The organism is Streptomyces sp. NPDC059567 (assembly GCF_042735655.1).
GTDB lineage: Bacteria > Actinomycetota > Actinomycetes > Streptomycetales > Streptomycetaceae > Streptomyces.
On the sequence record NZ_JBHWBS010000146.1, the window covers coordinates 1 to 12,518 of the forward strand.

Annotated in this window: 12 protein-coding genes; 9 read left to right on the forward strand and 3 right to left on the reverse strand. The window is 72.0% G+C overall.

The features are described from left to right. Nucleotides 1-127 precede the first annotated feature (127 nt). Together ACFVZW_RS35175 and ACFVZW_RS35180 are read left to right on the forward strand one after the other, a co-directional pair. Nucleotides 128-268, forward strand: coding sequence for an SPW_0924 family protein (locus ACFVZW_RS35175; RefSeq protein WP_362366270.1), 141 nt, complete (start codon nt 128-130; stop codon nt 266-268). Between the two features lie 13 nt (nt 269-281). Then, the gene (locus ACFVZW_RS35180) at nt 282-1,244 is read left to right on the forward strand and encodes a DUF3068 domain-containing protein (protein ID WP_384530343.1); all 963 of its coding nucleotides are present in this window, start codon (nt 282-284) and stop codon (nt 1,242-1,244) included. Here ACFVZW_RS35180 and hrpB read toward each other — a convergent pair. Next, entirely contained in the window at nt 1,228-3,855 is a 2,628-nt protein-coding gene (gene hrpB, locus ACFVZW_RS35185) for an ATP-dependent helicase HrpB (protein ID WP_384530346.1), read from the reverse strand. The genes ACFVZW_RS35180 and hrpB overlap by 17 nt on opposite strands. Before the next feature lie 107 nt (nt 3,856-3,962). Next, nucleotides 3,963-4,790, reverse strand: a complete 828-nt coding sequence (locus tag ACFVZW_RS35190) for a class I SAM-dependent methyltransferase (protein WP_384530349.1) — start codon at nt 4,788-4,790, stop codon at nt 3,963-3,965. 346 nt (nt 4,791-5,136) lie between these two features. Here ACFVZW_RS35190 and rpsA point away from each other — a divergent pair, with 346 nt between their 5' ends. The 4 genes from rpsA to ACFVZW_RS35210 all read left to right on the forward strand — a co-directional run bounded on the left by rpsA (nt 5,137) and on the right by ACFVZW_RS35210 (nt 8,952). Beyond that, nucleotides 5,137-6,639, forward strand: a complete 1,503-nt coding sequence (gene rpsA, locus ACFVZW_RS35195) for a 30S ribosomal protein S1 (RefSeq protein WP_019885395.1) — start codon at nt 5,137-5,139, stop codon at nt 6,637-6,639. Between the two features lie 203 nt (nt 6,640-6,842). Further along, nucleotides 6,843-7,781, forward strand: a complete 939-nt coding sequence (locus ACFVZW_RS35200) for a PAC2 family protein (protein WP_384530353.1) — start codon at nt 6,843-6,845, stop codon at nt 7,779-7,781. 44 nt (nt 7,782-7,825) lie between these two features. Further along, nucleotides 7,826-8,434 (forward strand): dephospho-CoA kinase, encoded by a 609-nt coding sequence (gene coaE, locus ACFVZW_RS35205; protein WP_384530356.1) that lies wholly within the window; start codon nt 7,826-7,828, stop codon nt 8,432-8,434. 149 nt (nt 8,435-8,583) lie between these two features. Further along, the gene (locus tag ACFVZW_RS35210) at nt 8,584-8,952 is read left to right on the forward strand and encodes a tetratricopeptide repeat protein (protein ID WP_384530359.1); all 369 of its coding nucleotides are present in this window, start codon (nt 8,584-8,586) and stop codon (nt 8,950-8,952) included. Nucleotides 8,953-8,989: 37 nt separating this feature from the next. Here ACFVZW_RS35210 and ACFVZW_RS35215 read toward each other — a convergent pair whose 3' ends face one another. After that, nucleotides 8,990-9,262 carry a DUF6343 family protein gene (locus ACFVZW_RS35215; RefSeq protein ID WP_383561228.1) on the reverse strand — a complete coding sequence of 91 codons (273 nt, stop codon included), beginning with the start codon at nt 9,260-9,262 and terminating at the stop codon, nt 8,990-8,992. A 131-nt stretch (nt 9,263-9,393) separates the two neighbouring features. Between ACFVZW_RS35215 and ACFVZW_RS35220 the strand changes: the two genes are divergently transcribed. The 3 genes from ACFVZW_RS35220 (at nt 9,394) to ACFVZW_RS35230 (ending at nt 12,480) form a co-directional block, all read left to right on the forward strand. After that, a complete protein-coding gene (locus tag ACFVZW_RS35220) occupies nt 9,394-10,089 on the forward strand; it encodes a class I SAM-dependent methyltransferase (RefSeq protein WP_384530362.1) in 696 nt (231 codons plus the stop codon). Between the two features lie 12 nt (nt 10,090-10,101). After that, nucleotides 10,102-10,983, forward strand: coding sequence for a helix-turn-helix domain-containing protein (locus tag ACFVZW_RS35225; protein WP_384530365.1), 882 nt, complete (start codon nt 10,102-10,104; stop codon nt 10,981-10,983). 105 nt (nt 10,984-11,088) lie between these two features. Beyond that, entirely contained in the window at nt 11,089-12,480 is a 1,392-nt protein-coding gene (locus ACFVZW_RS35230; protein ID WP_384530368.1) for an alpha/beta hydrolase, read from the forward strand. Nucleotides 12,481-12,518: the final 38 nt, after the last annotated feature.

Consider the following 12,518-nt stretch of genomic DNA (forward strand, 5'->3'; position numbering starts at 1 on the left):
CCCTCCGTCCGCCCGGACGGAGGGGCGGCGCTCTGTGTTCTGAGTGCAACGTGTTCTCATCTCGCGGCCGCGTTGCTACGGTGCCCCAGCCCTGACGCCGCATCAGATCGAGCACCGGAGGCCGACCATGCGCGCCCTCGTAGCCGCCGCCATCGGGCTGGTCCCAGTCCTCCTCGTCATCCTCCTCGTCGCGGTGGTGGACCTGCCGCCCGACGGACCCACCTCGCCCCAGCCCCTCCTCACCGCCGACCCCGGCCCCAAGAAGTAGGAGGAGCCACTCCATGCGCCGCCGAGCCAGCCTCGTCCTGCTCTCCTTCGCCGTGTTCTTCGCCGCGATGGCCCCCACCCTGCGGTGGTACGTCTTCCCCCGCGTGGTGAAGATCCCGCCGAACCAGTACCAGGAGATCGTCCTGGAGTCGAAGCCCGCCACCCTCGTCGACTACTCGACGCTCACGGCCAAGGAAGTCGAGAAACTCACGATCATCCAGACCCTCAAGGGCAACGTGGAGGAGTCGAAGCGGATCGAGCGCGACGCCGGCCGTGATGTCGTCGTATGGGACGCCCTCACCTACATCACCGGCCCCGACGGCAAGATGGTCTCCCAGATCCCCGAGCGGTACATCTTCGACGCCCATACCCAGGATCCGGTCAACGCCACCGGCGCGATGGTCGACGGCGACGCCGTCCGGCGCGAGGGCATCGAGTTCAAGTGGCCCTTCCTCACGGAGAAGCGGGACTACCAGTACTACGACGCCCGCTCCCGCACCACGGCACCCATCCACTACAAGGGCACCCAGACCTTCCGCGGCATGGAGGTCTACTACTTCGAGCAGACCATCCCCTGGACCAAGGTCCCCATGCCCAAGACGATGCCCGTCAAGGGCATCACCCCGGAGATGATCGCCCAGTCCGGCATGACCATCTGGTACACCACCAAGCGGATGTTCTGGGTCGATCCCGTCACAGGCGCCCCCGTGAACGGCGAGGAGATCCACAAGGAGGAGCTCCGCAACGACAAGACCGCGTGGAAGGTCACCGCCTTCTCCGGCCACGTGAAGATGCGCGAGGACTACATCCGGTCCACCGTCGAGCTCGTCAAGACCAACCGGACCGTCGTCCTTCTCGTCACCTCCTATCTGCCGTGGACCTTCGTCACCCTGTCTCTCGCCCTGCTCGCCCTCGCGCTCTGGCTGGAGGCCCGCGGCCGGCGCCCCGGCTCCGCGCCCGCTACCGCTCCCTCCTGAGCCGCGCGCTGGTGTGCCGGGTCGGCTCCGCGGCGGCGGGGTCCTCCGGCCACGGGTGCTTGGGGTAGCGCCCGCGCAGCTCCGCCCGGACCGAGCGGTACCCCTCCCGCCAGAACGAGGCAAGATCGGCGGTGACGGCCGCCGGGCGCCCGGCAGGGGAGAGGAGATGGACCACGACCGGCGTCCCCGCGACCTTCGGCGTCTCGGCCAGGCCGAACATCTCCTGCAGCTTCACCGCGAGGACCGGCTGTTCGCCGCTGTAGTCGATCCGTATCCGCGACCCGCTCGGGACCTCGATCCGCTCGGGAGCCAGCTCGCCGAGCCGGCCCGCCTCGCCCGTCGCCCAGGGCAGCAGCCGCTGGAGCGCCTGTCCCGCGTCGATCCGGCCCAGGTCGGCCCGCCGCCGCGCCCGGGACAACTCGGGCTCCAGCCATTCCTCGGCACGGTCGAGCAGCGACTCCTCCGTCACCTCGGGCCAGGGCCCGCCCAGGACCCGGTGCAGAAAGCCCAGCCGCTGTCTCAGCTCCTCGGACTCCCGGGTCCACCGCAGCAGCCCGAGCCCCTCGCGCCGCAACCCGTCGAGCAGGGCCGCCCGTACGAGCCGAGGATCGGCGCCGTCCCTGAGCGGCCGAGTGGAGAGCTCGACGGCGCCCAGCCGGGACACGGACCGGGCGACCACGTCCCCTTCCTCCCAGTGGACCTCCTCTCCTGCCCGCAGCAGATGCCCGGCGGCGGCCCGCGCCACCCCCTCGTCCACCACGGCCGCCAGCCGCACCCGGGCCGCGGCGCTCCGCACCGGCCGGTCCGCCACGGCCACGGCCAGCCAGGGGGCGCTGCGCAAGCCCGACGCCTCGGCGAGCTCCGCGCCCGTCCCCGACACCATCAGGAACCCGCCGCCCTCCCGGGCCCTGGCCACCCGCTCGGGAAACGCCAGCGCCGTCACCAGCCCGGCCACCGCGTCGTCGCCGCCGCCCGCCACGGGCCCGGCGCCATCCGTCCGCGCCGCGGACCCTGCGGAATCCGCGCGGCCCGTACGGGATCCCGTACGCGCGCCGCCCCCGTCCCCCGGCCCGCCGGCTCCCGCGTCGGCGGCCGACCGCTCCAGCCGGCGGGCCTCCGCCTTCCACCGCGCCCCGTACGCGTCACCGCCCCGCCGCGCCGCACGCCAGGCGGCCGCCAGATCGTCTCCGTACTCCCTGGGCGGCTCCTCGCTGAGCAGCGCCACCACCTCCGCCGCCCGCCGGACACCCACCTCGGGCGCACCGTCCAGGAGCGCTCTGGCCAGCCGGGGATGCACGCCGAGGCGCGACATCCGCAGGCCCCGTTCCGTGGCCCTGCCCTCGTCGTCCACCGCCCCGGCCGCGGTCAGCGCGGCGCGGGCCGCCGTCATCGCACCCGTCGGCGGGGCGTCCAGGAGGGCGAGCCCCGCCGCCGTGGGGTCGCCCCAGCACGCCGTCCGCAGCGCGAAGGAGGCCAGGTCCGCGATCTCGATCTCGGGGGAGGGGAAGCGCGCTCGCCGTCCGTCGTCCGCCTCCGCCCAGCAGCGGTACACCATGCCGAAGGCCTCGCGTCCGGCCCGCCCGGAGCGCTGCGTGGCGCCCGCGATCGACACCGGCACCGTGGCCAGCGAGCCGAGCCCGCGGGCGTGGTCCATCCGCGGCTCCCGGGCCAGGCCGGAGTCCACGACGATCCGCACCCCCGGCACGGTGAGGCTCGACTCCGCCACGGAGGTCGCGAGGATCACCCGCCGCCGTCCGCCGGGCTCCGCCCCGCGCAGCACCGTGTCCTGCACCGCGGCCGGGGCCCGACCGTGCAGCTGGAGCACGTCGGCGTCGAGGTCCGCCAGCATCCCCGCCGTGCGCGCGATCTCTCCCGTGCCAGGCAGGAAACAGAGGACATCGCCGTCGTGGCGCTCGCAGGCGAGCCTGACCGTCGCCGCCACATGCCGCAGCAGGGCGGGATCGACCCAGGTGCCGTGCGCCGGCCGGATCCCGGCGGGCGGTGCGGCGAAGTGGACGTGGTACCCGTGCCCCTCCCCCTTGCCCCACACGACCGGCGCCGGACCGCTGCCTTCCAGGACCGTCAGGAGCTGCGCCCACGCCTCGGTGTCACTGGTGGCCGACGCGGCGATCAGCTTCAGCTCCGGCCGCAGCGTCGCCCGGACGTCCACCAGGAACGCCATCGCCGTGTCCGCGTCCAGATGGCGCTCGTGGCACTCGTCGAGCAGCACCACGTCCACGCCCGCCAGCTCCGGATCCCGTTGGAGCCGCTGGAGGAGGACACCCGTCGTCACCACCTCGACGCGGGTCGAGGGGCCGGTCCGGCGCTCGCCGCGCACGGAGAAGCCGACGGCCTCGCCGACCTCCTGGCCCAGCAGCCACGCCATCCGCCGGGCCGCCGCCCGCACCGCCATCCGGCGCGGCTCGGCCACCAGCACCCGCCGCCGCGGTCCGTCCCCTATAAGACCCGCGAGCGCGAGCGGCACCAGCGTGGTCTTGCCGGTGCCGGGAGGCGCGAACAGCACCGCCGTGCCGCGCTCCTCGAGCGCGGTCAGCAGCTCGGGGACGGCATGGCGGACGGGGAGACGGTCGAGTGCGTCGTGTCGGATCACGCACTCAGTTTCGTACGTCCTCGCCGACGGCGGGCCCGGCCGTCCACAGGCCCCGTCCTCTCATATGACAAGTGCGGCTCCTGGGGTCGCTGGGGCGACTGTGCCCGTCAGTCCCTCTCGCACACGAAGATCGCCGTGCCCGGGATCAGATTCCCCCGCAGCGGGGACCAGCCGCCCCACTCCTGGCTGTTCCACACCGGCCACTCCGGCTCCACCAGGTCCACCAGCCGGAAACCGCCGGCCACCACGTCCCGTACCCGGTCGCCGATCGTCCGGTGGTGCTCCACGTAGACGGCGCGCCCCCGCTCGTCCTGCTCCACATAAGGAGTGCGGTCGAAATAGGAGGACGCGACCGACAGTCCTTCCGGGCCGGGCTCGTCCGGGAAGGCCCAGCGGATCGGATGCGTCACCGAGAAGACCCACCGACCGCCCGGCCGCAGCACCCGGCGCACCTCGCGGAACACCTTCACCGGGTCCGCCACGAACGGCACCGCGCCGTACGCCGAGCATGCGAGGTCGAAGGAACCGTCGAGGAAGGGCAGCGCTCCCGCGTCCGCCTCGACCAGCGGCACATCCTCACCGATCCGCAGCGCGTGCTGGAGCTGCCGGTGCGAGAGGTCCAGCGCCACCGGCCGCGCTCCCTGCGCCGCGAGCCAGCGCGAGCACTGCGCCGCCCCCGCGCCGATCTCCAGGACGTCCAGCCCCTTCAGCGCGCCGGCCGGTCCGAGCAGTCCGGCCACGGCCTCGTCCAGACCCTCCGGACCCCATACGAACCGGTCGTCCCCGAGGAACGCCCCGTGGTCGCTCTGGTACTCGTCCGCGTTCCGGTCCCACCATCCGCGACTCGCCCGACTGCTCTCCGCGTCGTCGGCGTCACGCCGGGTCGCCTCCGGCTCCTCGTCGAGTCCGTCTTCCTGTTCGTACTCTTGGTTCATCTCGCCCGTCGATGTAGTTTGCGCTCAGCGCGGCTGCGCTACCCCCGGCCGGGATGGCCTGGGGGGACGTAAGTTGTGCCGGTTATGCGGTGATTCGCCCCGGGTGCGCGCTTCGCGCATTGACCCTGTCCGGCTGCCCCCGTATGCTAAAGGTTGCGCTGCGGGCCTGCGCGCCTCAGACGGAGCAGGCCGCGCTCGCACGGTTGTATGTCCCCTCGGTTCTCGAGGCGCCCCACCGTTCAGTCGGGAAGGCGCTTCATTGGCTGTCCGGCTTCTTCGGTGCGATACGGGCTCTCGGCGTAGCAGTACCTACGACTTTCTGTCCGTAACCGGAGCCCTTTCCCACATGACGAGCAGCACCGAGACCACCGCCACCACCCCGCAGGTTGCGGTCAACGACATCGGTAACGAGGAAGCCTTCCTCGCCGCGATCGACGAGACGATCAAGTACTTCAACGACGGCGACATCGTCGACGGCGTCATCGTGAAGGTCGACCGGGACGAGGTCCTGCTCGACATCGGTTACAAGACCGAAGGTGTCATCCCGAGCCGCGAGCTCTCGATCAAGCACGACGTCGACCCGAACGAGGTCGTCAAGGTCGGCGACGAGATCGAGGCCCTTGTTCTCCAGAAGGAGGACAAGGAAGGCCGCCTGATCCTCTCGAAGAAGCGTGCCCAGTACGAGCGCGCCTGGGGCACCATCGAGAAGATCAAGGAAGAGGACGGCATCGTCACCGGTACCGTCATCGAGGTCGTCAAGGGTGGTCTCATCCTCGACATCGGCCTCCGCGGCTTCCTCCCGGCCTCCCTGGTCGAGATGCGTCGCGTCCGCGACCTCCAGCCCTACGTGGGCAAGGAGCTCGAGGCGAAGATCATCGAGCTGGACAAGAACCGCAACAACGTGGTCCTGTCCCGCCGTGCCTGGCTGGAGCAGACCCAGTCCGAGGTTCGCCAGACCTTCCTCACGACCCTCCAGAAGGGTCAGGTCCGCTCCGGCGTCGTGTCCTCGATCGTCAACTTCGGTGCCTTCGTGGACCTGGGTGGCGTCGACGGCCTCGTGCACGTCTCCGAGCTGTCCTGGAAGCACATCGACCACCCGTCCGAGGTTGTCGAGGTCGGCCAGGAGGTCACCGTCGAGGTTCTCGACGTGGACATGGACCGCGAGCGTGTCTCCCTGTCGCTGAAGGCGACGCAGGAGGACCCGTGGCAGCAGTTCGCCCGTACGCACCAGATCGGTCAGGTCGTCCCGGGCAAGGTCACCAAGCTGGTTCCGTTCGGTGCGTTCGTCCGCGTGGACGAGGGCATCGAGGGTCTGGTCCACATCTCCGAGCTGGCCGAGCGCCACGTGGAGATCCCGGAGCAGGTCGTCCAGGTCAACGACGAGATCTTCGTCAAGGTCATCGACATCGACCTTGAGCGTCGCCGGATCTCGCTGTCCCTGAAGCAGGCCAACGAGTCCTTCGGTGCCGACCCGGCGTCGGTCGAGTTCGACCCGACCCTGTACGGCATGGCCGCGTCCTACGACGACCAGGGCAACTACATCTACCCCGAGGGCTTCGACCCCGAGACCAACGACTGGCTCGAGGGCTACGAGACCCAGCGCGAGGCCTGGGAGACCCAGTACGCCGAGGCGCAGCAGCGCTTCGAGCAGCACCAGGCTCAGGTCATCAAGTCCCGCGAGGCCGACGAGGCCGCCGCTGCCGAGGGTGGCGCCGCCGCTCCGGCCGGTGCCCCGGCGGGCGTCTCGGGTGGTTCGTACTCCTCGGAGTCGGACGACAACTCCGGCGCCCTGGCGTCGGACGAGGCCCTGGCGGCCCTGCGCGAGAAGCTGGCCGGCGGCCAGAGCTGAATCGGCTCTGCTGCTAGGCACTAGCTAGCCAACGATCGAGGCCCGCTCCCCTTCGGGGGAGCGGGCCTCGGTCGTTCCCGGGCCCGGGTCGCGCACGCGCGCGTGCCCGCCCGCTGACACTCCGTTCACGAAAGCCGGTGCCGGGGGAATGACCGTGCGTCGCGGGGCGTTCTTTTCTACGAACGCGAGGAGGAGCGGTAATCGTGCTTGATCCCCAGGATTTGTACGAATGGGACCAGAAGGGCCTTGCCGTCGTGGACGTGGCCCTGGCGCAGGAGTCGGCCGGGTTGGTCATGCTGTACCACTTCGACGGCTACATCGACGCGGGCGAGACCGGCGAGCAGATCGTCGAACGCCTGCTGGACACGCTGCCGCACCAGGTGGTGGCCCGCTTCGACCACGACCGGCTCGTCGACTACCGCGCCCGTAGGCCGCTGCTCACCTTCCGCAGAGACCGCTGGACGGCGTACGAGACGCCCGCCATCGAGGTCCGGCTCGTCCAGGACGCCACCGGCGCGCCGTTCCTCCTGCTCTCCGGCCCCGAGCCGGACGTGGAGTGGGAGCGCTTCTCCGCCGCGGTCCGCCAGATCGTGGAACGGCTCGGCGTGCGTCTGTCCGTGAACTTCCACGGCATCCCCATGGGGGTACCGCACACCCGCCCCGTCGGCCTCACTCCGCACGGCAGCCGCACGGACCTCATGCCCGGACACCGCAGCCCCTTCGACGAGGCCCAGGTGCCCGGCAGCGCCGAGGCGCTCGTCGAGTTCCGGCTCACCGAATCCGGACACGACACGCTCGGTGTCGCGGCCCATGTCCCGCACTACGTCGCCCGCTCGTCCTACCCGGACGCCGCACTGACCGCCCTGGAGGCCATCACGGCCGCCACCGGGCTCGTCCTGCCCGGTGTCGCGCACGCGCTGCGCACGGAGGCCCGGCGGACCCAGACCGAGATCGAGCGCCAGATCGGCGAGGGCGACGACGAGCTGACGGCCCTGGTCCAGGGCCTTGAGCACCAGTACGACGCGGTGGCCGGCGCCGAGACCCGGGGCAGCCTGGTCGCGGAGCCCGTGGACCTGCCGTCCGCGGACGAGCTGGGCCGGGAGTTCGAGCGCTTCCTCGCCGAGCGGGAAGGCGACGCATAGCCCCGGCGGGCCGGGGGAGGCCCAGGGGTCCTAAGCTGCCGCTCATGCTGAAGGTGGGCCTGACCGGCGGTATCGGCGCCGGCAAGAGTGAAGTGTCACGGCTGCTCGTCTCGTACGGGGCCGTGCTGATCGACGCCGACAAGATCGCTCGCGAGGTAGTCGAGCCCGGGACACCCGGGCTCGCGGCCGTCGTGGAGGCGTTCGGGCCGGAGATCCTGACCGCCGAGGGCACCCTGGACCGGCCGAAGCTCGGTTCGATCGTCTTCGCCGAAGCCGACCGCCTCGCCACCCTGAACGCCATCGTGCACCCCCTCGTCGGCGCCCGCTCCGCCGAACTGGAGAGCGCCGCGGGGCCGGACGACGTGGTCGTCCACGACGTGCCGCTGCTGACCGAGAACGGTCTCGCCCCGCTCTACGACCTGGTCGTCGTCGTGGACGCGTCCCCCGAGACCCAGCTCGACCGGCTCGTACGGCTGCGCGGCATGGCCGAGTCCGAGGCGCGGGCCCGGATGGCGGCCCAGGCGACCCGCGAGGAGCGGCAGGCGGTCGGGGACCTGGTCATCGACAACGACGGGCCGCTTCAGGCGCTGGAACCGCAGGTGCGGAAGGTCTGGGCGGAGCTGACGCAGCGGGCCGCCGACAAGGGGCGGTAGGAAATCCGGGGAAGCTCCGGGGCGTGCGCAGATCGCCCACGCGCCCGGATGGGTAGGGATCGCGGAGGCGGTGGTCGGATCGTATTCCGGTACGGAATACCGCTGCCGTAAGCGATGTTGAACCGCCGGAGCAAGGGAAGGATGCCACCGTGGCCGAGAGGAACCCGGAAACCCACGTCATCGACTTCCGCGCCGCCGAGCAACTGCTGGCTGCGCGGGACCCTCGCGGTGCCGTGAAACTGCTCGACTCGGTGATCGCCGCCCACCCCGAGAACACCGCGGCACGACTGCTGCGCGCCCGGGCGTTCTTCGCCGCGGCGCAGCTGCGGCCGGCGGAGCTCGAGTTCGAACTCGTCCTGGAGCGCGAGCCGGACAACGCGTTCGCGCACTTCGCGCTCGCCCGCACCTTCCAGCGCTCCGGCCGCCCCGACCAGGCGACCCGGCACTTCCGGCTGGCGGCCGCGCTCGATCCCAAGCCGGAGTACCTCCAGGCGGCCCGCTTCGGCACCGTGGACTGACCTCGGGCGCCGGGCGGCCGCCCGAGCGACGTGTGTGTCAGCGGCGGCCCGTGCCGCCGTGGTCGGGTTCGTACGGCGGGATGTCCCGTCCCGGCTGCCAGTGCGGGCCCTGGCGGATGTGGTGCAGCACCATCGACATGTCGACCGCGGCCACCAGGAACAGCACCCCGCAGGCCGCGGCCCATCCCGGCCTGCCGACCAGGGCGAACACCGTCGTACCGAAGGCGGCCCAGAGCAGACCCCACAGACTCAGCCAGAACCGCATCCGCAGGGCACTGCGCGCGGTCCTGGGTTCACTCCCCGTACGCATCGCGGTCGCCTCTCCTCGTGAGAACTCCCGAGGCCCTACTGAAGGTCTACCCCCGAGGCGGAGGGGTGAACGGGCCCGGCTTCGGGAACGGCCGCACGTCCCCCGTCGTTCTCCGGGGCATGAGCGGACGGATGCGTGAGGGACACCAAGGGACAGGGCCCGGAGCCATCACCCCGGACGGATGCGCGGTGGAGGTCTACCGGCGCCTGGGGGTCGGCAGGGAGCCCGATGTGATCGAGGCCGCCGTGCCGGCCGGAGCCTCGCTGCTCGAACTGGGCTGCGGAGCCGGGCGGGTGACGGGGCCTCTGGTCGAGCGGGGCTTCGCCGTGACGGCGGTGGACGAGTCGGCCGAGATGCTCGACGCGGTCCGGGAGCGCGTGCCCGGTGCGGAGGCGGTACGGAGCCCGATCGAATCGCTGCGCCTGGACCGGCGGTTCGACGTCGTGATGCTCGCGTCGTTCCTGGTGCACACGGCCGAACACCGCACCCGGCAGGACTTTCTGGAGACCTGCAGACGTCATGTCCGGGACGACGGCCACGTCCTGATCCAGCGCGAGGGCGAGGGCTGGCACCTGGAGGTGCCGCGGGAGCGCGAGGACCCGGGCGGCTGCACGGTACGGATCGTGTCGGCGGACCCGGTCGGCGACGGCGTCAACTCGGTCGTCGCCGAGTACCTCTTCCCGGATCTGCGCTGGACCCAGACCTTCCGCTCGCGGCCCCTGAGCAAGGAGGACTTCGAGCGCCACCTGGGCGAGGCGGGGCTCGCGGTGGACGCCTATCTGACGGACGACGGCACCTGGGTCAGGGCTCGCCCGACGTCCCGCTGAACGGAGGCGCCGATGGACCAGGACGTGCGCGGCATCGAGGAGTTGCTCCGCGACGAGGCCGTACGCGAGCGGCGCGGAGCGCTCTGCCGGCGGATCGAGACCGCCGGGATCACCGTCCACGACATCCTCTGCTGCGAGGACCGGACGGCTTTCGTCGGGCCCGGGTACGAGGACGGCTACACCGTGGTCCTCACCCGTTCCGGCGGGTATCTGCGGCGGATCTCGGGCGAGGAGTTCTTCGTCGACCCCACCGGCGGCTATCTGACCCGCCCGGGCGACGAACACCGGGTGGCCCACCCGCTGGGCGCGGGTGACCGCTCCACGGACATCCGCATCGGCGAGCAGCTCTTCGCGGACCGCTTCGACGGCCGTCCCGGCACCCGCAGGTTCACCGTCTCCGGCGCAGCCGACCTGCACCACCGGGCCCTCCTGGCCGCCGCCCGGCGCGGCGCCGACCCCTTCGAACTGGCCGAACGGCTCCACCGATTACTGGACCTGATCGCCGCCTCCGCCGGCCATTGGCGCACCGACACCACCGCCCGCCCCTCCACCGCGCGCGTGCACGGCGATCTGGTCCGCGACACCTGCGCCGCCCTCGCCGGCGGCACCCCGGCGCTCCGGTTCTCCCTGGAGGAGCTGGCCCGCGTCGTCGGCGTCTCTCCGCACCATCTGAGCCGCGTCTTCCACGCGGTCACCGGAACGACCCTCACCCGCTACCGCAACCAACTGCGTGTCCGTGGTGTCCTGCACGCCCTGGAGGAGGGCGAGGACAGCCTGCGGGCCCTCTCGTACGCCTACGGATTCGCCGACCAGGCCCATCTGACCCGCATGTGCCGCAGCCACACGGGCCATGCGCCCAGCGCCGTACGGAGCCTTCTCGCGGATCGCGCATGAATGTTCAACGCCGCTCGGGGACGCGGCCCGCAGGATGGCACGGGCCGGAGTCCCGGCCTGTGCCGCGACGTGGCGGCACGACGTCTTCCGAGCGGGGGAACGACGATGACCTTTCTGGCCAGAGCGGGCATGACCATGGCGGCCGTCCTGACGGCCGCCGCGTGCGTCGGCTCCGCCCCGGGCAGCGCCGCCGGCGCCTCACCCGCACCGGCCGCGGACGCACCCGGGCTCACCGGCCACCGGCCCTGCCCCGGGCAGCCCGATGTGACCTGCGCCGACCTCACCGTGCCCCTGGACCGCGGCGGAGCCGTACCCGGCACCCTGAAGCTCCGGACCGCCGTCCTCGGCAAGGCCGACGCACCGCGCGGGACGCTCCTCTTCCTCACCGGAGGTCCCGGTCAACCGGGCGTCCCCTTCGTCGCGAGGATCCGCTCCCGCCTCCCCGAGGCGCTCGCCGAGTACCGGCTGGTCATGATCGACCAGCGGGGGACCGGCGAGGCGGCCGTCGACTGCCCCGCGCTCCAGAAGGAGGTCGGCAGCAGCGACACCGTCGCCCCCACGCGCGGAGCCGTCACCGACTGCGCCGCAAGCCTCGGCCGGAACCGGAACTTCTACACCACCGCCGACACCGTGGCCGACCTGGAGGACCTGCGTCGCACCCTGCGCGTGCCGTCCTGGACGGTGGACGGAGTGTCGTACGGGACGTTCACCGGCGCCCAGTACGCCCTCACCCACCCCCACCGGGTGCGCCGACTCGTCCTGGACTCCGTCGTTCCGCTCGACGGCGGCGGAGTGCTGTACGAGGACTCGCTCGGCCACTCCGCGCAGGTGCTCCGCGCCGCCTGCCGTGAACAGCGGTGCGGTTTCGACCCGGCGCGTGATCTGGCGAAGGTCGTGCGCCGAGACGGCAACGGAGTCGGCGTCTTCAACCTGCTGGTCATCGCCAGCATCATCGACCCGAAGCTCGAAGATCCGCGCTTCGGCATTCTGAACGCCCTCCACGCCTCCGCGGCCGGCGACCGCGCGCGGCTCGACGGACTCGTCGCCGGCTTCTCCGAACCGTCCGGGGAGCCCCCGGCCGAGTTCAGCTCCGGTCTGCACGCCGCCACGCTCTGCGCGGACTCGCGCTGGCCCTGGGGCGACGCCGCCGCACCCGTCGCGGGCCGGGAGCGCGCCCTGGAGCGGGCCGTGCACCGCATCAGGCCGGCGGACGTCTGGCCGTTCGAACGGGAGACGGCGGGCGGCCAGGGCATCCCGCAGACCTGCCTCCCCTGGCCGGCCTCCCGCCCCAACCGTGCGGCGCCCGGACGGACGCTGACCATGCCGGTCCTGCTCCTGGCGGGGGACCGGGACCTGTCCACCCCGGTGACATGGGCCCGCGAGGTGGCCGCGGTGACTCCCCGGGCCGAACTGGTCGTCCTCGAAGGCGCCGGTCACTCCACACAGAGCCGCAGTGAGGCGGGAGCACGGGCGGCCACGGAGTTCCTGCTCCGGTAGGGCCGTGGAGACCCGTCGGGGGCCGCTCGGACCCCGAC

Bases quoted from the DNA above. Each gene is read 5' to 3' on its own strand.
- ACFVZW_RS35175 (WP_362366270.1), top strand. From the start codon at position 128: ATGCGCGCCCTCGTAGCCGCCGCCATCGGGCTGGTCCCAGTCCTCCTC.
- ACFVZW_RS35180 (WP_384530343.1), top strand. From the start codon at position 282: ATGCGCCGCCGAGCCAGCCTCGTCCTGCTCTCCTTCGCCGTGTTCTTC.
- ACFVZW_RS35190 (WP_384530349.1), bottom strand. From the start codon at position 4,790: ATGAACCAAGAGTACGAACAGGAAGACGGACTCGACGAGGAGCCGGAG.
- rpsA (WP_019885395.1), top strand. From the start codon at position 5,137: ATGACGAGCAGCACCGAGACCACCGCCACCACCCCGCAGGTTGCGGTC.
- coaE (WP_384530356.1), top strand. From the start codon at position 7,826: ATGCTGAAGGTGGGCCTGACCGGCGGTATCGGCGCCGGCAAGAGTGAA.
- ACFVZW_RS35215 (WP_383561228.1), bottom strand. From the start codon at position 9,262: ATGCGTACGGGGAGTGAACCCAGGACCGCGCGCAGTGCCCTGCGGATG.
- ACFVZW_RS35220 (WP_384530362.1), top strand. From the start codon at position 9,394: ATGCGTGAGGGACACCAAGGGACAGGGCCCGGAGCCATCACCCCGGAC.
- ACFVZW_RS35225 (WP_384530365.1), top strand. From the start codon at position 10,102: ATGGACCAGGACGTGCGCGGCATCGAGGAGTTGCTCCGCGACGAGGCC.
- ACFVZW_RS35230 (WP_384530368.1), top strand. From the start codon at position 11,089: ATGACCTTTCTGGCCAGAGCGGGCATGACCATGGCGGCCGTCCTGACG.